This is a genomic window from Pseudomonas graminis, from assembly GCF_900111735.1.
In the GTDB taxonomy this organism is placed as follows: Bacteria; Pseudomonadota; Gammaproteobacteria; order Pseudomonadales; family Pseudomonadaceae; genus Aquipseudomonas; species Aquipseudomonas graminis.
Map to the genome: position 1 here is coordinate 20,635 of NZ_FOHW01000010.1, position 24,336 is coordinate 44,970.

Genomic DNA, 24,336 nt, shown 5'->3' on the forward strand with positions numbered 1-24,336 from the left:
ACGGCGGCGCTGAAACGGCGTGGAGCCGGCGTTTGAGTTACAGGCCCACCAGCGCCGGCAACCCACCGATGTCGGTGATCTGCTGGTACTCGAAGTACGCATTCGCCGGCACTTCATGACCACGGGCCACGAAGGCCTTGTGCTTGATCTTCATGTCGTGGGCCGACATCAGGTCGTAACGGAAGCTCGAAGACACATGCAAGATGTCTTCCGGGCCGCAGCCGAGGTTGTCGAGCATGAACTCAAAAGCTGCCAGGCGTGGCTTATAAGCCTGGGCCTGTTCGGCGGTGAAGACCTTGTGAAACGGCGCGCCGAGCTTGTCGACGTTGGACATGATCTGGCTGTCGCTGGCGTTGGAGAAGATCACCAGGGGAATCTTGTCGGCGATCTTCGACAGACCCGCCGGCACGTCCGCATGGGGACCCCAGGTCGGCACCGCGTCGTAATACAGCTGGCCTTCATCGCGGTACTCGACGCCCCAGCGTTTGCAGGTTCGGGCCAGGGCGGTCTTGAGGATGACGTCGTACGGCTGCCAGTCGCCCATGACCTGATCGAGACGGTAGGCCGAAAAGTCTTTGACGAACTGGTCCATCTGTTCAGGCTTGACGCGGTCGGCGAAGAGCTCGCGGGTCATGGTGCCCATATGGAAATTGGTGAGCGTGCCGTAGCAGTCGAACGTAATGAATTTGGGACGAAGAAAGCTCATTGAGTGCGGTCCTGAAGTCAGTTGAGTGTGGCAAGCGTTCGCTGCCCTGGCGGCGCGTCGGCCTCGTTGCAGCACAGGTTCATTACATCACTGTGAAATCAGCATATGCCGTCTAAAACGACCCGTGCTCAATACAAACCACCGTTTTGGTGGCTGGCCTCAGCAGAGTTTGCGGTGCGCGCCAGCCTTGGGCAGGGCCAGTGTTTGTGCGCTTTTAGGGGGCTTTTCCGGGGATTGCGGGGTGGAAGGGCTTAAGAATGGGGGTTGCGGCGGCAGATAATGTTGATCGTTCCCACGCAGAGCGAGGGAATGCCGCCCAGGACGCTCCGCGTCCCAACTCAGGCGAAGATCCTGCGGCCTGCGCAAGCTGACGCAGAGCGTCAGGGGATGCATTCCCACGCAGAGCGCGGGAACGATCATCGGGGCTGAAACGATAAAATCCGTCCCTGGCATTTGCTGCCGCCCTCACCCCGGATTTAAGTACGAAGTAGGGTCGCGTCCCCCGCCGTGCGACGAATCTGCCGAATATCCCGCGCCCTCTTGTCAGCCCTTTAATCAGGTGGGATACAGGGCGCCAGTGCTACTTGAATACTGCATAACGGAGCCTCGCCATGTCCGCCCTGCCGCACCCTTCTTATACCTACCGCCGAATGACCGTCGCCGACCTGACCGCCGCCCATGACCTGTCGGTGCAACTGAAATGGCCCCACCGCCTGGACGACTGGGCGATGTTGCATCGGGTCAGCGACGGCTTCGTGGTCATGGACGGCAGCCGCCTGATCGGTAGCGCGTTTGTCTGCCCTCAAGGTGATTTCGCGACCATCGGCCTGGTGATCGTCAGCAACGATTATCAGGGCCAGGGCATTGGCCGCCGCTTGATGGAGACGGCCCTCGCCGCCTGCGAGCCGCGCACGCCGGTTCTCAACGCCACCGTCGCGGGCAAACCGTTGTATGCCAGCCAGGGCTTTGTTGAGTTTGGTCGGGTGCAGCAGCATCAGGGCCAGGCCATCGTGCCGGCGCTGGTGGCGTTGGCTGACGGCGAAACCTGCCGCGCCCTCACCGCCGACGACCACGCCTGCCTGCTCGCCCTCGCCAAAGCCGCCAGCGGCCTGGACCGCCGCGATGTGCTGCGCGACCTGCAAGTGGAGCACGCCGTGGGCATAGAGCGTGACGGTCAGCTGCGCGGTTTCGCCCTGCTGCGGCCGTTTGGCCGCGGGCGCTGCATCGGGCCGGTGGTGGCAGAAGACATCCATCAGGCTCAACACCTGATCGCCGTCTTGCTGGCGCAGGTGCCGGACACGTTTGTGCGCATCGACATCCCTGTGACCTGCGGTCTGAGCGACTGGCTGGAAGCGGCGGGCCTGAAGAACGTCGACACCGTGGTGCAGATGGCGAGGGGCGCTGCGCCCGAGGCCAGCCAGGGCGTGCACCCTTTCGCGCTGATCACTCAGGCGATCGGCTGACTTTTCTTACGGAGCATCAACCATGTCATCTCCCGGTATTTTGCTGTTGGCGCGCGCTGATGGCAGCGGCGTTTCTACGTCTTTCAGCTCTGCGCCTTTGAGCGCGCTCGATCCTTTTGCCGAGGCGCGACAGGTGGCGTGGCGCGGCGATGACGGGGTGTCGGCCGGACTGGTGCGGTTCACCGGCGACGTGTTGATTGAGGACTTCCCCTACAGCGAGACGCTGGTGGTGCATGCCGGCCATGTGGTGTTGAGCAGTGCGGAGCAGACGCTGGAGTTGGGCGTCGGCGGCAGTGCGGTGATTGGCCGTGGCAGTCGGGTGGCGGTGCATGCCAGCAGTGGCAGTGAATGGGCGTTTTGTGCGGTGGATGTGGAGAACGCGCCTGCGCGTCCCGGGTTGACGCTGTTGCCGGCGAATCTTTGGCTCAATCCGTCGGCGACGCTGGAGCCGCCGATTTTGATCGGGCCTGCGCCGCAGTGTCGGGCGTTGAGTCTGTTCGAGGATGAGGTGACGGCGCTGAAGGTGGGGATTTGGGATTCGACGCCCTATCAGCGCCATGGTCGTGCGCATCGGTTGCATGAGTTGATGCATCTGTTGGAGGGGAGCGTGACGCTGGCCGATGATCAGGGGGGCGAGGTGACGGTTAATCCGGGGGATACGGTGTTTGTGGTGAAGGGGGCGTTTTGTGCGTGGACGAGTACGGTTTACGTCCGCAAGGTTTACGCGGTGAAATGACCAAAGCGGTCTCAACGCGTTAGATGCAACATCAAAAGCGTCTGCCTAACGGCAGACATTTCGCCTTCGGCGAGTTACTTGGAAAAGCACCCCAAGTAACCAAGGGTGCCTGCTCCTGGTTGGGTTCCTCCTTCGTCGGAATTCCCTCACTCCGACGACGCTCCGTGGGCCCGCGCCGAACGGACATCCATGTCCTGACGGCGCTCTCGCCGCATCCATGCGGCTCGGCCCACTGCGCGTCGTCTGCGTTCGGCCTGCACCCAAGTCGCGATTAGCGGTGTCTGGGCTTTTTGCGTATGAAGATCAAAAGCGCGCTTACGCTTAGTGGGACCGGCTTCAGCCGGGAAGCCTTTGATCTTGATCTCACTGATTTACGCGCACTTTTAGTGGGACCGGCTTTAGCCGGGAAGCCTTTGATCTTGATCGTTCACACGCTCTGCGTGGGAATCCATCCCCTGACGCTCCGCGTCACCGGTCTCGCTGATGCAACGCGCTTTTAGTGGGACTGGCTTTAGCCGGGAATAGGTCATTTGGGACGCCGGCGATTTTGCGGTGTAACACCCGACGCCTTCCCGGCTAAAGCCGGTCCTACTGGCCGCGCGCGGTGTGTTTTCTGTGGGACCGGCTTCAGCCGGGAAGAGGCCAGCCAGGGCGCCATCAATTGTGCGGCGTGACGCCTGCTTCCCGATCAAACTTCCACACTCACACCTTCAACGCATCTTCCAGAAACGCCACCAGCGCCTGCACCCTCGGACTCCGTAGTTTGCGGGAGGGCACGAGGAGGTTGACGGGGGCGCTGTCGAAGTTCCAGTCGGCGAGGACGCGCACGAGGTTGCCGCTGGCGATGGCGTCGCTGACGTCCCATTGCGAGCGCAGGACCAGGCCCAGCCCTTGTTCGGCCCAGCGGCGGGCGACACTGCCGTCGTTGGTGAGCAGGGCCGGTTCGACGCGCAGGGTTTTTCGGGCGGGGCCTTTGCGCAGGTGCCACAGGGTGACGTCTTCGTCGTTCTCGCGGATGCAGATGCAGCGGTGGGCGCTGAGTTGGTCCGGCGAGGTCGGCTCGCCGTGTTCCTCCAGATAGGCCGGGCTTGCGCAGAGCCAGCGTTCGTTGGGCGAGAGTTGCCGCGCGGTCCACAGGCTGTCGTTAAGGTGGCCGATGTGGATCACCGCATCGCTGTCGTGCCGATCCGGCCAGGGTGTTTCGCGCAGGTCCAGGTGCAGGCACAACTGAGGATGCAACCGGATGAAACGCGCCAGCAGCGGCGCCAGTCGCTGTCGTCCGAAACCGAACGGCGCCGCCAGCCGCAAGGTGCCCACCAGCCTTTCGTCCTTCTGCCGGAACGATTCCGGTAGCGCTTCGAGCTGTTCCAGCAACAGCGCGCTTTCCCGGGAGAAGCGTTCGCCATCGGCGGTCAGGCTCAGGCGGCGCGCGTCGCGGTTGGCCAGGGTCAGGCCCAGCAGCGTCTCCAGTTTTCGCAGGCGCATGGACAGCGCTGGCGGCGAGACATTGAGCGCTCTGGCCGCCGCACTCAGGGACTCGGCACGGCTCAGGGCGACCGCCAGGCGCAGGTCTTCGATGGAAATCATTCATTTTTACTTAATGATTGATGAGGCTGGATTGAACCACACCTTAACGACAGCTGAGTAGAGTGCAGCCTGTCCCTCGCCACCCGAGTTCCATCATGTCTACGCCGATCGCCTCTCTCGACACGCCCGCCGCGCTGGTGGACGTCCCGCGCATGCAGCGCAACATCCAGCGCATGCAGCAACGCATGGACAGCCTCGGCGTGCGTTTGCGTCCCCACGTCAAGACCAGCAAATGCCTGCCGGTGATTCAGGCGCAGATCGCGGCCGGTGCGAGGGGCGTGACGGTGTCCACGCTGAAAGAAGCCGAACACTGTTTTAACCAAGGCATCAACGACGTGTTGTATGGGGTCGCCATCGCCCCCGGCAAATTGGTTCAGGCACTGGCGTTGCGGCGCGCCGGCTGCAACCTGAGCGTGCTGACCGACAGCGTTCAGGGCGCCTATGCCATCGTCGCCTTCGCGAAGGAGCACGATGAACGATTCCCCGTCTGGATTGAGGTGGACTGCGACGGCCATCGCTCGGGCCTCGCCGCTGAGGACCCGGCGCTGATCGACGTCGCGCGCATCCTGAGCGAAGGCGGCGTGCAACTGCGCGGCGTGATGACCCACGCCGGTTCCAGCTACGAACTCGACACCCGCGAAGCCCTGCAAGCCCTCGCCGAACAGGAGCGCGCCCTCTGCGTTCAGGCCGCTCAACGCATCCGTGACGCCGGGATGGACTGCCCGGACGTAAGCATCGGTTCCACGCCCACCGCCCTCTCAGCCCTGAATCTGGACGGCGTGACGGAAGTGCGCGCGGGCGTTTATGTGTTCTTCGATCTGGTCATGCACAACATCGGCGTCTGCCAGGCCGACGAGATGGCGCTGAGCGTTCTGACCACGGTGATCGGCCATCAGCAGGACAAAGGCTGGATCATCACCGACGCTGGCTGGATGGCCATGAGTCGTGATCGCGGCACCCAGCGTCAGCGTCACGATTTCGGTTACGGCCAGGTGTGCACTGAAACGGGCGAGTGGATCGAAGGGGCGTTGGTCACCGGCGCCAATCAGGAGCACGGGATTATCACCTTGGGCGGGGCCAGCCATTCAGACCTAGCCGAGCGCTTCCCCATCGGCCGCCGCCTGCGCATTCTGCCCAACCACGCCTGCGCCACCGGCGCGCAGTTCCCGGATTATCACGCCCTCGACGCCCAAGGCGCCGTGCACACCTGGAGTCGTCTACATGGCTGGTGATCTCGAAATCATTCACACGGCCGACGCAGCTGCGCCGGGCGGGCACTATTCCCAGGCAGTGGCGTACGGCGGCGTGGTCTACGTGTCCGGCCAATTGCCGGTGCGCGCCAACGGCGAGCACAGCGCCGATCAGCCGTTCGAGGTGCAGGCCTCGATTGCCCTCGACAACCTCATGGCGATCCTCCGGCAAGCGGGTTTGAGCCCAACCGACTTGCTGAAAGTAACGGTCTATGTGGTCGGCATTGAACACTGGCCGGCGTTTGATCGACTCTATGCGCGGTACTTGGGCGAGCATCGGCCCGCCCGCGCCGTGGTGCCGGTCCCGGTTTTGCATCACGGTTACCTGATCGAAATAGAAGCAATCGCGCGGGACCTGCAGCCCCGTGACCTGCAATCCCGTCACCTGCAAGAGGAACCTTCATGAACCCGCAAAAAAGCGATGTGCTGGTGATCGGCGGCGGCGTCATGGGCGCCTCGTCGACGTTTTTTCTGCAACGGCGCGGCCGCTCGGTGACCCTGCTGGAACGCGACCAGATCGGTCAGTACGCCAGCGGCGTGAACTTCGGCAACGTCCGTCGCCAAGGGCGCTATCTGGGTCAGCTCGAACTGGCGAACCGCTCGTGGGGTTTGTGGAAACGCCTGCCGGAGTTGATCGACGATGACCTGGAATTCATCCCCAGCGGGCACATGCGCGTGTGTTATCGCGAGGATGAAATCGCCGAACTGGAGGCCTACGCCGCTGCGCCAGAGGCCGAGCAACTGGACCTGAAAATCTATCGCGGCGCCGAGTTGCACGAGCGGTTTCCCTTCCTCGGCGCAGAGGTCAAGGGCGGCTCTTACGCGCCTCACGACGGTCACGCCAACCCGCGTTTGGCGGCCCCGGCCTTTGCCCGCGCGGCCCGGCGACTGGGTGCACGCATCGAAGAGCGCACCGAAGTCGCCGACGTGCAAAAGGTCGGCGGCGTGTTCCATGTCACCACCACCGACGGGCAATTGTTCGTCGCCGAGCAGCTGTTGATCACTGCCGGCGCGTGGGCGACCAGGCTGTCTCAACAGTTCGATGAACCCGTGCCCCTGGAGCCCAATGGCCCGCAGATGTCGGTCACCGAGCCCGTGCCTTACGCCTTGCCGACGGTGATCGGCGTGTTCACCAAGATCAAAGAAGAGGTGATCTACTTTCGGCAGATTCCCCGCGGCAACATCATCATCGGTGGCGGCGCTCGCTGCGCGCCGGACATGGTCAACCGTCGGGCGTTTTTCAAGCCTGAAAGCCTGATCAATCAGATGCGCCAGATGAAGCGGCTGGTCCCCGGTGCCGAAAAACTCAACATCATCCGCACCTGGAGCGGCATCGAAAGTTACACGCCGGACTCGCTGCCGGTGATGGGCCCCAGCGGCATGGTCGATGGGCTGTTTTACGCTTTCGGCTTCTGCGGCCATGGCTTTCAGCTCGGCCCTGGCGTCGGCGACGTGATGGCCGAACTGATCAGCACCGGCAGCACCAGCACGTCTATCAGTCCCTTCGACATCCGCCGGTTTACTCAGCCATCACTCGTACCGCAATTGGCGACCAGCCTTCTCAGCACAGGAAAACTCATATGAGCGACGCCTACGTTTACCGCACGGCCAAAGCGGAGGATATGCCCGCCGCCCACGCCCTCTCCGTGCAGTTGAAGTGGCCCCATCGCGAGGAAGACTGGGCGATGGTGCAGCGCACGTCCGAGGGCTTTGTTGCTGAACATGAAGGGCAATTGGTGGGCGTGGCGTTTGCCTGCCATCAGGGGGCTTATTCCTCCATCGGACTGGTGATCGTCAGTGATCAGCACCAGAGCAAAGGCATTGGCCGTCAGTTAATGAACCTGTGCCTGGATGCCGCCGCGCCGCGCTCGCCGATCCTCAATGCCACTGAATCGGGGGCGCCGCTGTACGTGAGCATGGGTTTCGTCGAATACGCGCGCATTCAACAGCATCAGGGCGTGCCTCACATGCCGCCGGTTCTGGCTGCAACGAGAGACGCGCTGTGTCGTGAAGTGACCGAGGCCGAGTACCCGCAGGTGATAGAACTGGCCAATGCCGGCAGCGGGCTGGACCGCACGGCGGTGCTCAACGATCTGCTGCCGATGGCGGAGTGTGTGGTGGGCGTCGAGGTGCACGGGCAACTGAAGGGGTGCGCCCTGCTCCGTCGTTTTGGTCGCGGGCATCTTATCGGGCCAGTGGTTGCGCAGGATCTGGCGCAGGCAAAACAGATGATCACGCACCTGCTGGGCCTGATCCCCGGCGCGTTTGTCCGTTTCGACATTCTGGCTGATTGCGGGCTGGTGGATTGGCTGGAGAGTCTGGGGCTGCCGTGCGTTGATCGCGCGCCCCGCATGGTGCTGGGTGAGCCACCGCAGTCACGGGATGGCATTGTCCAATTCACAATGGTGACACAGGCGATTGGCTAAACGTTGCCAGGCCCGCAGCTATTTGTAGGACCGGCTTCAGCCGGGAAAGCGTCAGGCGTTACACCGCGAAATCGATGGTGCCCACACAGGCCTCTTCCCGGCTGAAGCCAGTCCAACTGAAATCAAAAGCGCGTGCACACCGCCACTGACTCAGCGCGCTGCCGTTAGTGGGACCGGCTTCAGCCGGGAAAGCGTCAGGCGGGACACCGCAAATTTGATGGCGCTCACACTGGCCTCTTCCCGGCTGAAGCCAGTCCCACTGAAATCAAAAGCGCGTGCACACCGCCACTGATGCAGCGCGCGCTGCCTTTAGTGGGACCGGCTTCAGCCGGGAAAGCGTCACGCGTCACACCGCGAAATTGATGGTGCTCACACTGGCCTCTTCCCGGCTGAAGCCAGTCCCACTGAAATCAAAAGCGCGTGCACACCGCCACTGATGCAGCGCGCGCTGCCTTTAGTGGGACCGGCTTCAGCCGGGAAAGCGTCACGCGTCACACCGCGAAATTGATGGTGCTCACACTGGCCTCTTCCCGGCTGAAGCCAGTCCCACTGAAATCAAAAGCGCGTGCACACCGCCACTGATGCAGCGCGCGCTGCCTTTAGTGGGACCGGCTTCAGCCGGGAAAGCGTCACGCGTCACACCGCGAAATTGATGGTGCTCACACTGGCCTCTTCCCGGCTGAAGCCAGTCCTACAAAAACAGACCGCATGCATCCCGCCAATCAGGCAGCGTACGCAATCCCTTGTGGGACCGGCTTCAGCCGGGAAGGCGTCAGGCGCCACGCCGCAAAATTGATGGCGCTCACACTGGCCTCTTCCCGGCTAAAGCCAGTCCTACAAAAACAGACCGCGTGCATCCCGCCAATCAGGCAGCGTACGCAATCCCTTGTAGGACCGGCTTTAGCCGGGAAGGCGTCAGGCGCCACGCCGCGAAATCGATGGTGCCCACACAGGCCTCTTCCCGGCTGAAGCCAGTCCTACAAAAACAGACCGCGTGCATCCCGCCAATCAGGCAGCGCACGCAATACCTTGTAGGACCGGCTTTAGCCGGGAAGACGTCAGGCGCAACACCGCAAATTTGATGGCGCTCACACTGGCCTCTTCCCGGCTAAAGCCGGTCCCACTGAAATCAAAAGCGCGTGCACAGCCCACTGATGCAGCGCGCGCTGCCTTTAGTAGGACCGGCTTTAGCCGGGAAGGCGTCAGGCGTCACGCCGCGAAATTGATGGCGCTCATACTGGCCTCTTCCCGGCTGAAGCCGGTCCCACTGAAATCAAAAGCCCGTACACCGCCACTCAGGCAGCGCACGACTTTGTAGGACCGGCTTTAGCCGGGAAGGCGTCAGCGGTAACACCGGCGGATTCAGCAGATTCTCCCTTGCAGGTCGCAACAACGGCATCTTTTGCCTGGGCCGGTTTGTTAGCGTATCGAGGCGTCAGGACTCGCTGTTCGCAGCACTTATCACCGCTCCAGGGAGCTAGCTGGATGACCTCACACTCTTCAAACACCCACGGCATCGAGCTGCAAAACGCCGGAGCTTTCTACATCAACGGCGAGTGGATATCCCCAAAGGTCCCCGCCAGCTTGCCCGTGGTCAATCCGGCCACTGAAGAGGTGGTCGCCGAGGTCGCGCGGGGTTCGGCCGAGGACGTTGATCGTGCCGTCGCAGCAGCACGCGCGGCCTTCCCCGGCTGGTCGGCAACGCCGGTCGTAGAACGCGCGTCGATCCTGAGCAAAATCCACGAACTCATCCTTGAGCGCAAAGAGTCCCTCGCCCAGGTCCTGTCCCTGGAAATGGGCGCGGCCATCAGTTTCTCCCGCGCCATGCAGGTGCCGCTGGCCGCCGAACACGTGCGGGTCGCCCGGGATCTGCTGTCCACTTACCCGTTCAGAACCGTTGAAGGCAGCACCGCCATCGTGCGGGAAGCCATCGGCGTCTGCGGCCTGATCACCCCGTGGAACTGGCCGCTGTACCAGATCACCGCCAAAGTCGCGCCGGCCCTCGCCGCCGGTTGCACCGTGGTACTGAAACCCAGCGAGCTGTCGCCGTTAAGCGCCCTGCTGTTCGCCCAACTGGTCCACGACGCCGGCCTACCGCCCGGGGTGTTCAATCTGGTCAACGGCAGCGGCGCGGACGTCGGCGCTGCCATCGCCGCGCACCCCGACATCGACATGATCTCAATCACCGGCTCGAACCGTGCCGGTGCTCTCGTCGCGCAAGCGGCGGCGGTAACGGTGAAGCGCGTGACCCAGGAACTGGGCGGCAAGTCGCCGAACGTCCTGCTGCCTGACGCCGACTTCGCCAAAGTCGTGCCCTTGGGGGTGATGTCGGCCTTGCGCAACGTCGGCCAGTCGTGCAGCGCACCGACCCGAATGATCGTGCCCCGCGCCCGCCTCGCCGAAGTCGAAGCGCTGGCCGCCGCCACCGCCAACGCATTGATCGTCGGTGACCCGCAATCCCCCGACACCCAACTCGGCCCGATCGCCAACGAAGCCCAGTTCAGCCGCGTTCAAGCCATGATCCAGACCGGCGTCAGCGAAGGCGCGAAATTGCTGTGCGGCGGACCGGGCCGCGTGCCGGGGTTTGAAAAAGGTTATTACACCAAGCCAACGGTGTTCTCCGAAGTCGACTCAGCGATGCGCATCGCCCAGGAGGAAATCTTCGGTCCGGTGCTGTGCATCCTGGCCTACGACACCATCGACGAAGCCGTGGCCATCGCCAACGACACGGTCTATGGCCTGGGCGCCCACGTGCAGGCGCAGGACCTGGAACTGGGCCGCGCCGTCGCCTCGCGCATCCGTGCCGGACAAGTCCACCTGAACCATCCGGCGTGGGACCCCATGGCACCCTTTGGCGGCTACAAGCGCTCGGGCAATGGCCGCGAGTACGGCGTGCAGGGGTTCGAAGAGTATCTGGAGACCAAGGCGATTATCGGTTTCAACGCCTGATCCCCCGCTCGCCGGAATCATTGGACGTATCGCCTTGTGGGACCGGCTTCAGCCGGGAAGGCGCCATTCGTTACACCGCAAAATGGATGGCGCACGAACCGGCCTCTTCCCGGCTAAAGCCAGTCCTTCCAAGGTATCGCGTGCAGGAAAGCATCCGAAGCCGCTAAAACCATAAATCAGCGGCCATAAAAAAGGGCTGTCCGCGCAAACGGACAGCCCTTTTCAACATCCGCCCGATTTACGCCAGGCTTTTGCTCACCACTTCATACACGTCCGGCGACAGCGGGCCGGAAGCGAGGATGCGCTCCAGTTCCGCTTTCATGAGCGCTTGCCGCGCGCTGTCGTATTTGCGCCAGCGGGTCAGCGGCGCCAGCTGGCGAGAGGCGATCTGAGGGTTGAAGCCGTTCAGCTCGATGACCAGATCGGCCAGGAAGCGATAGCCCGAGCCATCCGCTGCATGGAAGTTGATCAGGTTCTGTCCGGCAAAGGCGCCGATCAAGGCACGCACCTTGTTCGGGTTCTTCATGGTGAACGCCGGGTGCTGCATCAGCGCTTTCACCCGCTCCAGCCCGCCCGGCAAGGTGCTGCCGGCCTGCACGCTGAACCACTGATCCATGACCAGCGCGTTGTCCTTGAAGTTCTCCGCGAACACTTCCAGCGCCTTGGCTTTCTCGGCCTCGAACGGCGAGTTCACCAGCACAGCCAGCGCGGTCAGGCGCTCGGTCATGTTGTCGGCGGTGTCGAACTGATCGATGGCGGCGGCCAGGACTTCTGGCTTGCCGGTCTGCATCAGGTAAGACAGGGCGATGTTCTGCAACGCACGGCGAGCGAAGTGCTCGGACGCAGCCACGTACGGCGTCTGCTTCGACAGCTCGCGGTTGGCCTGGTAACGCTGCCACAGCGCGTCGCTCAGGTTGTCGGCCAATTGCTGACGGGCAAACTCGCGCGCGGCGTGGATCGCATCGACGTCAGCCACTTCGCTGATCTCGATCAGATACGCCTCGCCCGGCAGCGAGAGCATTTCCGCGACCATGGCCTGATCCAGGCTTTCGTCTGTCAGGACCGTGTGCAGCGCGGTGATCAGACGCTGATCCATGACCAGCGGCTCGCCCTTCTGGTGCTGGGCGATCAGGTCCTGCAGCACTTGCACGGACAGTTGCTGACCGGCATCCCAGCGGTTGAAGCCGTCGCTGTCATGCTGCATCAGGAACATCAGTTGATCGCGGTTGTACGGGAAGCTCAGTTTCACCGGCGCCGAGAACCCGCGCAGCAGCGAAGGCAGCGGCTGTTCGGCGATGTCGATGAAGGTGAAGGTCTGCTCGGCTTCGATCACCGAGAGCACGCGGGAGGTGTTCACCGCCGGGGCCTCGCCCTGCAGGCGCAGAGGGAGTTCTTGACCCTGGGCGTCCAGCAGGCCCATGGCGACCGGAATCACGAACGGCAGTTTCTGATCGCCCGGCTGGCCCGGCGTGGTCGGCGTGCTCTGACGGAAGGTCAGGCTGTAAGTTTTAGCGGCAGCGTCATAAGACTCGCTGACCGCCAGACGCGGCGTGCCGGCCTGGGAATACCAGCGCTTGAACTGGGTGAAGTCGACACCGTTAGCGTCTTCCATGGCTTTGACGAAGTCATCGCAGGTCACGGCCTGGCCGTCGTGGCGTTCGAAGAACAAGTCGCTGCCCTTGCGGAATCCCTCCACGCCTAGCAGCGTGTGGATCATGCCGACCACTTCCGCGCCCTTCTCGTAGACGGTCAGGGTGTAGAAGTTGGAAATCTCGATGAAGCTGTCCGGGCGCACGGCGTGGGCCATGGGGCCGGCGTCTTCGGCGAACTGGTGGGTGCGCAGGTAGGCGACGTCCTGGATGCGCTTGACCGTGGCCGAGTTCATGTCCGCAGAGAAGCCGGAATCACGGAACACCGTGAAGCCTTCCTTCAGCGACAGCTGGAACCAGTCGCGGCAGGTGACGCGGTTGCCGGTCCAGTTGTGGAAGTATTCGTGGGCCACGATCGCTTCGACGCGCTGGTGAGCAGCATCGGTGGCGGTTTCGGCGCGGGCCAGCACGGCGCTGGAGTTGAAGATGTTGAGGCCCTTGTTCTCCATGGCGCCCATGTTGAAGTCGTTGACGGCGACGATCATGAAGATGTCCAGATCGTATTCGCGGCCGTAGACCTCTTCGTCCCAGCGCATGGACTTCTTCAGGCTGTCCATGGCGTGCTGGCATTTGTCGACGTTTTCCGGCTCGACGAAGATGCGCAGCGTCACCTTGCGCTGGCTCATGGTGGTGAAGGTGTCTTCGATGCACCACAAGTCACCGGCCACCAGCGCGAACAGGTAAGCCGGCTTCTTGAACGGGTCTTCCCAGGTCGCCCAGTGACGCTGGCTGTCATCGGAGGGGCCGGCGGCGATCAGGTTGCCGTTGGACAGCAGGATCGGGAAAGCCTGCTTGTTGGCGCTGACCGTCGTGGTGAACGTGCTCATCACGTCCGGGCGGTCGAGGTAATAGGTGATCTTGCGGAAACCCTCGGCCTCGCACTGGGTGCAGAACATGCCGCTGGATTTGTACAGGCCTTCCAGGGCCGTGTTGGTTTCCGGGTGGATCTTCACGGTGGTGTCGAGGGTGAAGGTCTCGGACGTCGGCTGCACGGTCAGGCTGTCGGAGGTCAGCTGATAGCCGTTCTGTGACAGGTCGCCCTCGGACAGGTCGACATCCGCCAGTTTCACCGACAGCAGCTCAAGCTGCTGGCCGTCGAGTTCCAGCGGTGGCAAGGCCGCGCCCTGAGCCAGCGCGGCGCGGTCCGGGTTGCGGCGCATCACCAACTGCGCGTGGACCAGCGAGTGGTCGTCGAACAATTCGAACGTCAGGTGGGTCTCGTCGATGAGGTACTCAGGCGCCTGATAATCCTTCAGGTAAATCATTTTCGGCTGGTCGGTGCGCATGCGGTTGTCCCTTCTTCTGCTAATACGGGCTACTGATGCACGGCGAGTTGATACGCCGTGTATTTGCGAATATTGATCACGCCGGTGTCGAAGATCAGGTACTGCCCTTTGACGCCTAACAGGGTGCCTTCGGCGATCGGATCCTTGTCCAGGTTGAAGCTGACGATCTTGGTCGGATAGGCCTCTACCGGGTATCGGATCTCGATGGGCTCGACATCGTTCATCACCTGAATGGCCTGCAGGCCAAAGCGCATCTGCAACGCGACCAAGCCTTCGGCGCAGGACTCGAACAGTTGCTGACGAATCGCCGTCAGATCAACCGCCGGTGCGTCGCCCTTGAGCAACGCGCGCCAGTTGGTGCGATCAGCCACCTGACTGCGGAACAGATCTTCCACGAAACCGGACTGCTGGCGTGTGGCGCAGCGCACGATCGGCAGCGCCTGGCTTGCGCCCTGGTCCAGCCAGCGGGTGGGCAGCTGGGTGGCACGGGTGATGCCGACTTTGACGCCCGACGAATTGGCCAGATAGACCACGTGATCGGTCATGCAGAACTGCTCGCCCCACGCCGGATCGCGGCAGGTGCCATGTTCGTGGTGACAGCGTTCGGGGCTCATGATGCACAGGTCGCACTGGGCCAGCTTGAGCATGCACGGGTAGCAATAACCCTGGCTGTAGCTGGTTTTGGTGCGCTTGCCGCAATGGCTGCAATGAATCACACCCAGAAATTCAAGGCGCACGGTCTTGCCGATCAGCGGGTTGACCGGAATCTGCGAATCCCCCAGCCGGAACGCGTATTCCACCCGCGAGGCCTCAAGCCGCGCGGACATTTTGTTGACGGAGCCTCTGCCGATTTCAATCAATGAATGGAGTCCGATTTGAACAGGATATTGGGCACCGGCGCCGACTTCGACGCGCACTCTTGCGGGCCCATGTAGCCGATGCGCTGGTCTTCCGGAACGTTGCGCACTTCCCAGGCAATCAGCGCCTGCAGCGACAGCTCACGTTGTTCCTGGGTCAGCTTGCGGCCGTCGGACCATTTGCCGATCTCCACCGCCAGCTTCAGGCTTTCGTAGACGTCCGGGGTGATGTTTTCGATCATTTCGACAAAAGAGGACATTGGGTTCTCCCAGAATTAAGCGGGCGATTTTAATGTCTGCGGCGGGCCAGTGCACCGCCCACAAGACCTGTAGCACAACCGATGATCAGGCCGCCGACATGGGCGCCGTTGGCGATTTCGCCAAACCCGAGCACACCGACGACGCCGGACAGGCACACCACCAGCCAGATCAGCATCATCCCCAGAACACCGCGTGGTAAACGATACATGGGGTTGGGGGCGAGCAATTGAAAGATCCAGCAGTGACCGAGCAGGCCATACAGCACGCCGGACAGACCACCGAACAGACTCGGGCCGCTCCAGAAATACTGGACGTAATTGGAAAAGGCGCTGAACGCCAGGGTCAGGCCGAGCAACTGCCAACTGCCCTGGCGCATTTCGATGCGCCGGCCCAGCTCCCAGAACCACAGCGCGTTCATCACCAGGTGCAGCACGCCGAAGTGAATCAGCATCGGCGTGACAACCCGCCACCACTGCCCCGCCCCCAGCGACGTTTCCACCGGCAAAAAGCTGATGTACTCGCCGTTGACGCGGAAGTCGTTGAAGGTCAACCAGCTCAAGGCTTCAAAATTGTCGCCGAGCAAAGTCACGCCGGCGACGATCAGGCAGATCAGCAAGATCACGCTGGTCACCGGACTGTTGCGCACCTGCACCAGCGGACTGGGCCGGCTTACGGTCACGATTTCACGGCCCGGGGGCAACTGCGCGGTCGGGTCGCCTTCAGGGTATTGCTGATACAACTGACGGACGTCATCGGCCAGTTGCGGTGCATCGGGCACCCACAGCACTTGCTCGCCGGCCTCTTCGCTGACCCGATGGGGCACGTTGAGGCGTCGCAGCAACTCGACGAAACCGCTCAGGTCGGTTTGAAGCGGCAGGCGTAAAACAGCAACCGGACTCATTGACCTATCTCCGGTCGGGTGACGTCGACCCAGACGAACTTGTCCGGGTCGATCTGGGTTTCCTGATCCAGCCGGTAGGCGACCAGCTTGCCGTAGAGCACGGCGCTGTAGTCCAGGCACGCCAGGTTGGGCCGGATCGGCGCGGGAATGCCGCTGCGCCAGTAGTGGCCGACGAACAACAGCGGTTCATTGGCGCCGTATCGCAGCAGCGCGTTCTTCTCGCTGGGGGACAGCGGCCGCCGCGCCACCGGCTCCGGCAGCGCGTCAGGCTGAAACACCACGTCGCCGTAGGTCTGCGGGTCGTCTTCCCAGAACTTGGTGCGGAACGAGGCGCGGGTCAGGCCGTCGCCGCCGGTCAGGGTCATGCCGTGGGGCAGGCGCATGTCAGTGCCGCGCAGCAGGCGATCAAACACCGCGCAGGCAAAACTGCCCGGCTCCGCCGACGCCTGCACGAAGGCCTGGTCGATGCGACCGTCGCCATGAACGCTGCGCAACGGCGCGATCAGGCTGGCATCCCAACAGGCGTGGACGACACGGAAGCGCTCGGCGTCGATGAACAGCGGCAGTTGGTAAAACCATTTGAGAAAGTCGTTCCAGTCACCGGGATGCTGCTCGAACTGCGCCAGGGTTTCGCCCAACAGACGGGCATGGCGCGGCGTGTGTTCGCGCACCCACTCATGGCCGCTCTCGGGCGGCGCCGGCGTGCTCCAGCCCAGCGCGTTGAATTCATGGTTGCCCATGATGCAGAACGCCTGGCCGGCCTCGACCATGTCACGGACGATGTGCAGCGCTTCGCGAATACGCGGGCCGCGGTCGATGATGTCGCCGAGGAACACGGCGATGCGTTCAGGGTGGCGCCAGACGCCGGCCTGAAAGCGGTAACCAAGGGTGTCGAGCAAGTGCTCAAGGGTCTGGGCACAACCATGCACGTCACCGATCAGATCGTAGCCACGCGCGGGATCGAGCATCAGTCGCTCCCGCCGCCAAGCCGACTGCCCCAACCGAGTTTGGTCCGGCAGACTTCGTAGTAATTGTGATCGAGGGGGTGAATGAGTCGCAGCTTCTGCGGCTTCTTTTTCACGGTCACGGTGTCACCCGGTGCGCAGGTGAAGTGGTTCTGGCCATCGCAGGAAACCTGTGGATAGATCGTCATGTCCTTTGAGACAACGATTTTCAGCTCACTGTTTCCGTCCACGACAATCGGCCGGCCGGACAGCGTGTGCGGGTACATCGGCACGATGACGATGGCGTCGAGCTTGGGGTGCATGATCGGACCGCCCGCCGACAGCGCGTAGGCCGTGGAGCCGGTCGGGGTGGCGACGATCAGACCATCGGCCTTTTGGCTGCAGACGAACTGGCCGTCGATGTAGATTTCGAATTCGATCATCCGGGTGGATTTGCCGGGGTGCAGCACGACGTCGTTGAGGGCGTCGCCCTGGCCGATCGCTTCACCGTGACGGCGCACTTCGGCCTGCAACAGGAAGCGGTTTTCCACCAGATAGTGGCCGTCGAGCACTTCAGCGACTTTGACTTCCAGCTCGTCGGGGCGGATGTCAGTGAGGAAGCCCAGGCTGCCACGGTTGATGCCCAGCACCGGCACATTGTGCTTGGCCAGCGCACGGGCGGCGCCGAGCAGACTGCCGTCGCCGCCGACCACGATGACCATGTCGCAGACCTCACCGAGCATCTTGCGCGAAGACGTCTGCAAACCATGGCCCGGCAAGACCTCGGCGATGGCGTCTTCGAGGATCACATGCAGGTGCCGCGATATCAGGAATTTCTTGAGTCGGCGAACGGTCTCCACCACCTGGGTACTGCCCAGGCGACCAATGATGCCGATATTTCGAAATTGCTCCATGGGGCTCCCGCAGGCTTGATGCGTGTAAAGAACGCGATTATGGGCGAAGGGGTCGGGTGCGGCAAATGAAGCGCTCTGCCCTCCGTGCTATCACCTCAAATCCGGCGCAAAAACATTGCATCCGTAGGAAGATTTACGTCAAACACGCAAATGGTGTCGGGCACCGACGGCGATAATGATCCGGTGGCTGCAACCGCCCATCACCCGCTATCCTGCCCCGATGAAGAACCTGTTCCCGACCCTGAGCGCCCTGCCCCGTCAGCTTCTTACGCCCACCGTGCGGGACCTGGCGTGGGTGATCCTGTCGCCTCCCCTGCTGGCTGAAACCCAATGGCCCCAGCGTCACCCCCTCAGCGGCAGCGACTGGGTGCAACACCCTGAAGCGCTGGGAGCTTTTTTAACCCAGCTGGACCAAGACGACAGCGCCCTCAATGCCTGGCTGGCGAGAAGCTCGACGCGCCGGCTGGGGCTGTATTACGAGCGGCTCTGGCAGTTCGCAATCCAGCACGCGCCCGGCGTCGAGTTGCTCGCGGCGAATCTGCCGATTCAGGGCGACGGTCGCACACTGGGCGAGCTGGACTTGCTGCTGCGGGATAAGGACGGCGATCACCACATTGAATTGGCGATAAAGCTGTATCTGGGGCGGCAGGATCAGGACGGCGAAGAGCCGGCCCACTGGCTCGGCCCCGGCGCCGTCGACCGGCTGGATGTGAAGCTCGCCCACCTGAATGAGCATCAACTGCCCATGTCGGCGCGCCCGGAAAGCACCACGATACTCGCCGCGCGGGGCGTGGAAACCTTCAGCGCGTCGCTCTGGCTGGGGGGTTATCTGTTTTATCCCTGGCCGAAGACTGCCCCTCCCCCTCAAGGGGCACACCCTGAGCATCCGCGGGGAAAGTGGCTGCATCAAAAGGACTGGAGCGGGTACGCAGAAAGCAGCCTGGAGGACCGCTGGCAATTGCTGCCGCGTCCGGCCTGGCTGGCGCCGGCGCGCTGCGACGAGGCCTGGACACCGCGTCAGTTTCAGAACTGGCTGGACGCCCTCGACCCGCTGGCGCCGGCGCAACTGCTGGTGCGCCTGATGCGCCACGCCGACGGCCACTGGGAAGAGGCCGAGCGGCTGTTTCTGGTGTCGGACCTGTGGCCGAACCTGCCGGATGCGCGCCGCGTTACAGACTCAGTCGCAGCACCAGCGCCGCGAGGGTAATCAACAAAACCGGCACGGTCAGCACGATGCCGACGCGGAAGTAATAACCCCAGCCGATGGTCACGCCCTTCTTCGCCAGCACATGCAGCCACAACAAAGTGGCAAGACTGCCGATCGGGGTGATTTTCGGGCCCAGGTCGCTGCCGATCACGTTGGCGTAAATCATCGCTTCCTGCAGCACGCCGTGGGCGTGGCTTGCATCAATGGACAACAGGCCGATCAGCACCGTCGGCAGGTTGTTCATCACCGAAGACAGCAGCGCCGTCAGCACGCCCGTGCCCATCGCCGCCCCCCACAAACCATGTTCAGCGAAACGATCGAGCCAGGTTGCGAGGTAATCGGTCAGGCCCTGATTGCGCAGGCCGTACACCACCAGGTACATGCCCAGCGAGAAAATAACAATCTGCCACGGCGCGTCTTTCAGTACCTTGCGCGTCGAAATGCGGTGGCCTTTGGCGGCGATGCCCAGCAGGATCGCGGCGCACACGGCGGAGATCGCGCTGATGGGAATCCCCAGCGGTTCCAGGGCGAAGCAGCCCACCAGCAAGATCCCCAGCACCCACCAACCGGTCATGAAGGTCGCGCGGTCCTTAATCGCCGAAGACGGCTCGGCCAGTTGCGAGGCGTCGAAGGTCTTCGGGATGTCGAGACGAAAGAACAGCATCAGCACTGCCAGCGTCGCAGCGACGCTGACCAGATTGACCGGCACCATCACCGACGCGTAGCGGTTGAAACCGATGCCGAAATAGTCGGCGGACACGATGTTGACCAGGTTGGAGACCACCAGCGGCAGGCTCGCGGTGTCGGCAATGAACCCTGCCGCCATCACGAAAGCCAGGGTAGTCGCTGGCGAAAAGCGCAGCGCCAGCAGCATCGACATGACGATGGGCGTGAGGATCAGCGCCGCGCCGTCATTGGCGAACAGCGCCGAGACCAGCGCGCCGAGGAGCACGATAAACGCAAATAGCCGCCTGCCCTTGCCGTTGCCCCAACGCGCCACGTGCAGCGCCGCCCAGTTGAAAAACCCGGCCTCGTCGAGCAACAGGCTGATGATGATCAGCGCAATGAACGTCCCGGTCGCGTTCCAGATGATGTGCCAGACCTGGGGGATGTCACTCAGGTGCACCACCCCGAAAAGTAGCGCGAGCACTGCGCCAAACGTTGCACTCCAGCCGACACCAAGGCCCTTGGGTTGCCAGATCACCAAGGTGATGGTGACCAGAAAAATCGCGACGGCTATCAACATCTTTTTGAAGTTCTCGGAAGCAGGATGGCGAGGATGCCTAACAGCGGCAGGCAGGAGCACAGGGTGTAGACATAAACGATGCCGTGAAGATCCGCGAGGTGACCCAATAATGCGGCGCCGATGCCGCCGAAGCCGAACATCAGCCCAAAGAAGATGCCGGCGATCATGCCGACGTTGCCCGGCACCAGTTCCTGGGCGTAGACGACGATGGCCGAGAACGCCGAGGCCAGAATGAAACCGATGATCACGCTGAGCACGCTGGTCCAGAACAGATCGGCGTAGGGCAGCGCGATGGTGAACGGCGCGACGCCCAGAATCGAGAACCAGATCACCGCCTTGCGCCCGATGCGATCACCGATCGGCCCGCCGAAAAACGTGCCCGCCGCCACCGCCGCCAGGAACATGAACAAGTGCAGCTGCGAGCTGGCGACCGACAGCTGGAATTTGTCGATGAGGTAAAACGTGAAGTAGCTGGTGAAGCTGGCCATGTAGAAATATTTGGAGAACACCAGCAGCGCCAGCACCACCAGCGCGCTGGTCACCCGACGTTTCGACAGCCCGTGGGTCGCCGCCTGGCCGGCCTTCATCCTGAACAGCGCCAGGTGCGATTTGTACCAGCGGCTGATGGCGTACAGCAGGCCCACGGAAAACAGCGCCACCAGCCCGAACCAGGCGATATGCCCCTGACCGAACGGGATGATGATCGCCGCCGCCAGCAGCGGCCCGATGGCGGAACCGCTGTTGCCGCCCACTTGAAAGGTCGATTGCGCCAGGCCAAAGCGCCCGCCTGAGGCCAGCCGGGCAATGCGCGAGGCTTCGGGGTGAAAGGTCGACGAGCCGATGCCGATCAACCCTGCGGCGAGCAGGATCAGCGGGAAACTGCCCACGGTCGCGAGCATCATCACACCGCCCAGAATGCACAACGAGCCCACCGGCAGCACCAGCGGGTTGGGGTGGCGATCGGTGTAATAACCGACCCAAGGCTGCAGCAACGACGCCGTGACCTGGAACGTCAGGGTGATCAGCCCGACCTGGGTGAAAGTCAGGCCGTAGGAGGCCTTCAGCATGGGGTAGATGGAAGGCAGGATCGACTGAATCAGGTCATTGAGCAGGTGCGCCAAGGCCACTGCACCAATGATGCGCATGACCAGAGGGCTGGATTGCGTTGATTGCGAGGCGGGAACGGGTTGGGTATCGGTCGCGGGCACGGTTGCAGGGCTGGTGACGGCCATCGGGTCCATCCATCGAACGTTGATGCGCCGTCGGGACTCGTTACAGAACATGTCAGCGGCACAAGGGGCCGCCAATGTGCCATTTTTTGGGGCGCCGCTGCCATGTTTTGTTGCTGATTTGTGCGTTGGGTTGCGTGAAGCAGGGGCGGCAGTCAGATCGCCGTCTGCAGTCTCCCCCGCGCCGTCAACGAGCCCTCCACCTCATGCAGTGACACTTTTGACGTCTCCGGCAATGCCAGCCCGCCCGCCAGCGCCAGCAGCGCAATCACGATCAGGTAAAACGCCGGCGCCAGGTTGCTGCCCGTCGCGCCGATCAGCCAGGTCGCCATCAGCGGTGCCGTTCCGCCGAAGATGGTGTACGCCATGTTGTAGGTGATCGCCGAAGCGGTGTAACGGGTACGCGTAGGAAAAGTCTCCGACAACAAAGCCGCCGTCACCACGCCGCACAGGACAGCGCCAATCGCCAGCAACATCACGCCTACGATCGACGCCACGAACGACCCGGAACTGGCCATCAAAAACGACGGATACACCACCACGATCAGCAGGACGCAGGTGCTGAGCACTGTCTTGCGTCGCCCGACCTTGTCGGAAAACGCCCCGGCCACCGGGCAGATCGCGGCGGCGAACAGCAAGGCAATCAACGACACCAACAGCGCGGTCGCCCGACTCAGCCCGCCCGCGACCTGCAAGTAGGTCGCGAAATAGGTGGTGAACATATAGAACGACAACGCCGTCAGCGACACGAACGCGCCGAGGCAGCAGATCGCCGCGCCATGGTTGCGCAGGGTTTCCTTGAGCGGCGAATGAGCAACCGCGTGTTCCTGCTTGACCGCCTGAAACGCCGGGGTTTCGTCCAGTTTCCAGCGCAGGTACAGCCCGACCAGCCCCAACGGCGCGGCGATCAGAAACGGCAGCCGCCAGCCCCAACTGCCCATGGCCTCAACACTCAAAGAGGCTTCCAGCGCGTAGGCGATGATCGCCGCCGCCGCGAACGCCGAAAAGGTCGACACCGGCACGAAGCTGCCGTACCACGCCCGCTGCGTGCGCGGGGCGTGTTCCATCAAGTAGGCACACGCCCCCGCATACTCGCCGCCGGCAGAAAAACCCTGGGCGCAGCGAATGAGGGTGAGCAAGACGGGCGCCATGACGCCGATTGCCGCGTAGGTTGGCAGCAGACCGATGATCGTCGTCGCCCCGGCCATTAGCAGAATGGTGAACGCCAGCGTGCGCTTGCGGCCGATGCGGTCGCCCAGCATGCCGAAGAACACCCCGCCCAGCGGCCGAAACGCGAAGGCCACGGCGAACACCGCGAAGGTTTTCAATAACGCCGCGCTGGCATCGCCGCTGGGGAAGAACTGCTGGGCGATGGTCGTCGCCAGAAAGCCGTACACCGCGAAGTCGAACCATTCGACGAAATTGCCGATGGCGGCCGCCACGATGACTTTTCTCAGGGTGGCAGGATCAACCTGCTCAAGGACGGGAGTGGTCATGGAAACCTCGGCGCGCGTGGGAAAGATCCGATTATCGGCACTGCGCCCTGCCCGCCTGACTCCAGAAATGCCGCCGACGTACTCAGGACCGACCTATCGGAGGGTGTGGTCCGCAGGATTCGTGCCAGTGCCCGGATGCTCGGGCCGGCGTCAGGGATGTGCCAACGCAGATTCGAAAGTCCGTCTGCCCTGCAATCCCCCGGTGTGCAGGAAAATCAGCCGCGTGCCCTTGGCGATCCGGCCCGCGACCACCTCGTCATGCAGGGCAAGCAATGCCTTGCCGGTGTACAGCGGTTCGAGAGGGATACCGGATTCGGCTTCGTGGCGCGCGATGAAATCGAGCAACGCGGGATCGGTCTTTGCGAAGCCGCCACGGCTGGCGTCGAGCAGGCGGTAACCCTGAGGTTTACAGCTGGCAGGCAAAGCGGCGTTAAGCGGCTTTTGATCACGTTCGGCCAAGGTCGCTGGTTTCGACAACGACGCAGCTCCTGTGGGAGCGTGCGTGCTCGCGAAGGCCTCAAGAATGCCCTCCACATTGCCCTCAACCCCATGACCTTCAGGCACCGCCATCGCGCCAATCACCGCGTGTTGCCCCACCTCCGCGAGCACCAGTCCGGCAAGGGTGGTGCCAGTGCCACACGCCAGCCACCAGCAGTCATAATCTTCCCACCCCAAAACGCCGAGCTGGCTGCGCGCCTGCTGAACGATTTCAGCGCAGCCCTCCGCGCCGTCGAGTCCGCCGCCGCCTTCAGGCACCGGGTAAAGATGCGGATAACGCTCGCGCCATGGCACCCAGAAATCCGCCTCATGCCGCGCGCGATACCCGGCGTAACCCAGCCAGTGCAACTCCATCCCGAACGCCTGCAGATCCAGCACCGTTGGCGTCTCGACCGCGTGCCCGCGCAACAGCCCCACTGTGGCAAACCTAAAGCGTTTGCCCGCCGCCGCCAGCGCATACAGGTGATTGGAATGCGCACCGCCCAGGCTGATCACACCCCGCGCCCCGGCTTGCTCGGCGGCCGCCAGATGGTGCTTGAGCTTGAACCATTTATTGCCGCTGATCAGGGGGTCGACAAGGTCCAGCCGCAGGATCGCCGCCTCCACGCCGGCTGCCTGGAGCCAGTCGAAACGGAGGGGTTGCAGCGGTGCACGAGGGAGTGGTGATGAGGGAGCAAACATGAAATCGGTCGGGCAATGGACGGTGCGGGAGTCTAGCACTCGTCGCGCGG

Annotated in this window: 20 protein-coding genes; 8 read left to right on the forward strand and 12 right to left on the reverse strand. The window is 62.9% G+C overall.

The features are described from left to right. Positions 1-37 precede the first annotated feature (37 nt). Positions 38-706, reverse strand: coding sequence for a haloacid dehalogenase type II (locus BMY98_RS09715; protein WP_074887989.1), 669 nt, complete (start codon positions 704-706; stop codon positions 38-40). Between the two features lie 611 nt (positions 707-1,317). Between BMY98_RS09715 and BMY98_RS09725 the strand changes: the two genes are divergently transcribed. Together BMY98_RS09725 and BMY98_RS09730 are read left to right on the forward strand one after the other, a co-directional pair. Continuing rightward, the gene (locus BMY98_RS09725) at positions 1,318-2,169 is read left to right on the forward strand and encodes a GNAT family N-acetyltransferase (RefSeq protein ID WP_074887992.1); all 852 of its coding nucleotides are present in this window, start codon (positions 1,318-1,320) and stop codon (positions 2,167-2,169) included. A 22-nt stretch (positions 2,170-2,191) separates the two neighbouring features. Next, a complete protein-coding gene (locus BMY98_RS09730; protein ID WP_074887995.1) occupies positions 2,192-2,905 on the forward strand; it encodes a cupin domain-containing protein in 714 nt (237 codons plus the stop codon). Between the two features lie 702 nt (positions 2,906-3,607). Here the strand turns inward: BMY98_RS09730 and BMY98_RS09735 are convergent. After that, positions 3,608-4,492, reverse strand: coding sequence for a LysR family transcriptional regulator (locus BMY98_RS09735; protein ID WP_074887998.1), 885 nt, complete (start codon positions 4,490-4,492; stop codon positions 3,608-3,610). A 95-nt stretch (positions 4,493-4,587) separates the two neighbouring features. Here BMY98_RS09735 and BMY98_RS09740 point away from each other — a divergent pair, with 95 nt between their 5' ends. The 5 genes from BMY98_RS09740 to BMY98_RS09760 all read left to right on the forward strand — a co-directional run bounded on the left by BMY98_RS09740 (position 4,588) and on the right by BMY98_RS09760 (position 11,117). Next, the gene (locus BMY98_RS09740; RefSeq protein WP_074888001.1) at positions 4,588-5,724 is read left to right on the forward strand and encodes a DSD1 family PLP-dependent enzyme; all 1,137 of its coding nucleotides are present in this window, start codon (positions 4,588-4,590) and stop codon (positions 5,722-5,724) included. Beyond that, positions 5,714-6,148, forward strand: a complete 435-nt coding sequence (locus tag BMY98_RS09745; protein ID WP_074888004.1) for a RidA family protein — start codon at positions 5,714-5,716, stop codon at positions 6,146-6,148. Before BMY98_RS09740 ends, BMY98_RS09745 begins: the two co-directional genes overlap by 11 nt. Further along, positions 6,145-7,326 carry an NAD(P)/FAD-dependent oxidoreductase gene (locus BMY98_RS09750; RefSeq protein ID WP_074888006.1) on the forward strand — a complete coding sequence of 394 codons (1,182 nt, stop codon included), beginning with the start codon at positions 6,145-6,147 and terminating at the stop codon, positions 7,324-7,326. Before BMY98_RS09745 ends, BMY98_RS09750 begins: the two co-directional genes overlap by 4 nt. Then, positions 7,323-8,168 (forward strand): GNAT family N-acetyltransferase, encoded by an 846-nt coding sequence (locus BMY98_RS09755; protein WP_074888009.1) that lies wholly within the window; start codon positions 7,323-7,325, stop codon positions 8,166-8,168. Before BMY98_RS09750 ends, BMY98_RS09755 begins: the two co-directional genes overlap by 4 nt. Before the next feature lie 1,485 nt (positions 8,169-9,653). Then, complete coding sequence (locus BMY98_RS09760) at positions 9,654-11,117, forward strand: aldehyde dehydrogenase family protein (RefSeq protein ID WP_074888012.1); 1,464 nt, start codon at positions 9,654-9,656, stop codon at positions 11,115-11,117. Positions 11,118-11,355: 238 nt separating this feature from the next. Here BMY98_RS09760 and pepN read toward each other — a convergent pair whose 3' ends face one another. Genes pepN through BMY98_RS09790 form a run of 6 tightly spaced genes read right to left on the reverse strand, consistent with a single transcriptional unit; the run spans position 11,356 to position 17,929 of the window. After that, positions 11,356-14,052 carry an aminopeptidase N gene (gene pepN / locus BMY98_RS09765; RefSeq protein WP_074888015.1) on the reverse strand — a complete coding sequence of 899 codons (2,697 nt, stop codon included), beginning with the start codon at positions 14,050-14,052 and terminating at the stop codon, positions 11,356-11,358. 29 nt (positions 14,053-14,081) lie between these two features. Continuing rightward, positions 14,082-14,912 carry a DUF2797 domain-containing protein gene (locus tag BMY98_RS09770; protein ID WP_074888018.1) on the reverse strand — a complete coding sequence of 277 codons (831 nt, stop codon included), beginning with the start codon at positions 14,910-14,912 and terminating at the stop codon, positions 14,082-14,084. Next, complete coding sequence (locus tag BMY98_RS09775; protein WP_074888021.1) at positions 14,909-15,169, reverse strand: YeaC family protein; 261 nt, start codon at positions 15,167-15,169, stop codon at positions 14,909-14,911. Before BMY98_RS09775 ends, BMY98_RS09770 begins: the two co-directional genes overlap by 4 nt. Before the next feature lie 29 nt (positions 15,170-15,198). Then, positions 15,199-16,071 carry a rhomboid family intramembrane serine protease gene (locus tag BMY98_RS09780; protein ID WP_074888024.1) on the reverse strand — a complete coding sequence of 291 codons (873 nt, stop codon included), beginning with the start codon at positions 16,069-16,071 and terminating at the stop codon, positions 15,199-15,201. Beyond that, positions 16,068-17,039 carry a metallophosphoesterase gene (locus BMY98_RS09785; RefSeq protein WP_074888027.1) on the reverse strand — a complete coding sequence of 324 codons (972 nt, stop codon included), beginning with the start codon at positions 17,037-17,039 and terminating at the stop codon, positions 16,068-16,070. The genes BMY98_RS09780 and BMY98_RS09785 overlap by 4 nt, the downstream gene beginning before the upstream one ends. Further along, positions 17,039-17,929: an NAD(+) kinase gene (locus BMY98_RS09790; protein WP_037011709.1), complete on the reverse strand. Its 891-nt coding sequence runs from the start codon at positions 17,927-17,929 to the stop codon at positions 17,039-17,041. Before BMY98_RS09790 ends, BMY98_RS09785 begins: the two co-directional genes overlap by 1 nt. 175 nt (positions 17,930-18,104) lie before the next feature. Between BMY98_RS09790 and BMY98_RS09795 the strand changes: the two genes are divergently transcribed. Next, positions 18,105-19,136 (forward strand): DUF1853 family protein, encoded by a 1,032-nt coding sequence (locus BMY98_RS09795; RefSeq protein ID WP_139214467.1) that lies wholly within the window; start codon positions 18,105-18,107, stop codon positions 19,134-19,136. Here BMY98_RS09795 and BMY98_RS09800 read toward each other — a convergent pair. The 4 genes from BMY98_RS09800 to BMY98_RS09815 form a co-directional block, all read right to left on the reverse strand. Beyond that, positions 19,099-20,382 carry an arsenic transporter gene (locus tag BMY98_RS09800; protein ID WP_074888030.1) on the reverse strand — a complete coding sequence of 428 codons (1,284 nt, stop codon included), beginning with the start codon at positions 20,380-20,382 and terminating at the stop codon, positions 19,099-19,101. The genes BMY98_RS09795 and BMY98_RS09800 overlap by 38 nt on opposite strands. Next, complete coding sequence (locus tag BMY98_RS09805; protein ID WP_074888033.1) at positions 20,376-21,614, reverse strand: MFS transporter; 1,239 nt, start codon at positions 21,612-21,614, stop codon at positions 20,376-20,378. Before BMY98_RS09805 ends, BMY98_RS09800 begins: the two co-directional genes overlap by 7 nt. 152 nt (positions 21,615-21,766) lie before the next feature. Continuing rightward, positions 21,767-23,107 (reverse strand): MFS transporter, encoded by a 1,341-nt coding sequence (locus BMY98_RS09810; RefSeq protein WP_074888036.1) that lies wholly within the window; start codon positions 23,105-23,107, stop codon positions 21,767-21,769. 150 nt (positions 23,108-23,257) lie between these two features. Continuing rightward, on the reverse strand, positions 23,258-24,286 hold the full coding sequence (locus tag BMY98_RS09815; RefSeq protein WP_074888039.1) for a 1-aminocyclopropane-1-carboxylate deaminase/D-cysteine desulfhydrase: 1,029 nt from the start codon (positions 24,284-24,286) through the stop codon (positions 23,258-23,260). Positions 24,287-24,336 lie beyond the last annotated feature (50 nt).

Excerpts from the sequence above, each read along its gene's own strand:
- BMY98_RS09715 (WP_074887989.1), bottom strand. The coding sequence starts at position 706 with ATGAGCTTTCTTCGTCCCAAATTCATTACGTTCGACTGCTACGGCACG.
- BMY98_RS09725 (WP_074887992.1), top strand. The coding sequence starts at position 1,318 with ATGTCCGCCCTGCCGCACCCTTCTTATACCTACCGCCGAATGACCGTC.
- BMY98_RS09730 (WP_074887995.1), top strand. The coding sequence starts at position 2,192 with ATGTCATCTCCCGGTATTTTGCTGTTGGCGCGCGCTGATGGCAGCGGC.
- BMY98_RS09735 (WP_074887998.1), bottom strand. The coding sequence starts at position 4,492 with ATGATTTCCATCGAAGACCTGCGCCTGGCGGTCGCCCTGAGCCGTGCC.
- BMY98_RS09740 (WP_074888001.1), top strand. The coding sequence starts at position 4,588 with ATGTCTACGCCGATCGCCTCTCTCGACACGCCCGCCGCGCTGGTGGAC.
- BMY98_RS09745 (WP_074888004.1), top strand. The coding sequence starts at position 5,714 with ATGGCTGGTGATCTCGAAATCATTCACACGGCCGACGCAGCTGCGCCG.
- BMY98_RS09750 (WP_074888006.1), top strand. The coding sequence starts at position 6,145 with ATGAACCCGCAAAAAAGCGATGTGCTGGTGATCGGCGGCGGCGTCATG.
- BMY98_RS09755 (WP_074888009.1), top strand. The coding sequence starts at position 7,323 with ATGAGCGACGCCTACGTTTACCGCACGGCCAAAGCGGAGGATATGCCC.
- BMY98_RS09760 (WP_074888012.1), top strand. The coding sequence starts at position 9,654 with ATGACCTCACACTCTTCAAACACCCACGGCATCGAGCTGCAAAACGCC.
- pepN (WP_074888015.1), bottom strand. The coding sequence starts at position 14,052 with ATGCGCACCGACCAGCCGAAAATGATTTACCTGAAGGATTATCAGGCG.
- BMY98_RS09775 (WP_074888021.1), bottom strand. The coding sequence starts at position 15,169 with ATGTCCTCTTTTGTCGAAATGATCGAAAACATCACCCCGGACGTCTAC.
- BMY98_RS09780 (WP_074888024.1), bottom strand. The coding sequence starts at position 16,071 with ATGAGTCCGGTTGCTGTTTTACGCCTGCCGCTTCAAACCGACCTGAGC.
- BMY98_RS09785 (WP_074888027.1), bottom strand. The coding sequence starts at position 17,039 with ATGCTCGATCCCGCGCGTGGCTACGATCTGATCGGTGACGTGCATGGT.
- BMY98_RS09790 (WP_037011709.1), bottom strand. The coding sequence starts at position 17,929 with ATGGAGCAATTTCGAAATATCGGCATCATTGGTCGCCTGGGCAGTACC.
- BMY98_RS09795 (WP_139214467.1), top strand. The coding sequence starts at position 18,105 with ATGATCCGGTGGCTGCAACCGCCCATCACCCGCTATCCTGCCCCGATG.
- BMY98_RS09800 (WP_074888030.1), bottom strand. The coding sequence starts at position 20,382 with ATGTTGATAGCCGTCGCGATTTTTCTGGTCACCATCACCTTGGTGATC.
- BMY98_RS09805 (WP_074888033.1), bottom strand. The coding sequence starts at position 21,614 with ATGGCCGTCACCAGCCCTGCAACCGTGCCCGCGACCGATACCCAACCC.
- BMY98_RS09810 (WP_074888036.1), bottom strand. The coding sequence starts at position 23,107 with ATGACCACTCCCGTCCTTGAGCAGGTTGATCCTGCCACCCTGAGAAAA.
- BMY98_RS09815 (WP_074888039.1), bottom strand. The coding sequence starts at position 24,286 with ATGTTTGCTCCCTCATCACCACTCCCTCGTGCACCGCTGCAACCCCTC.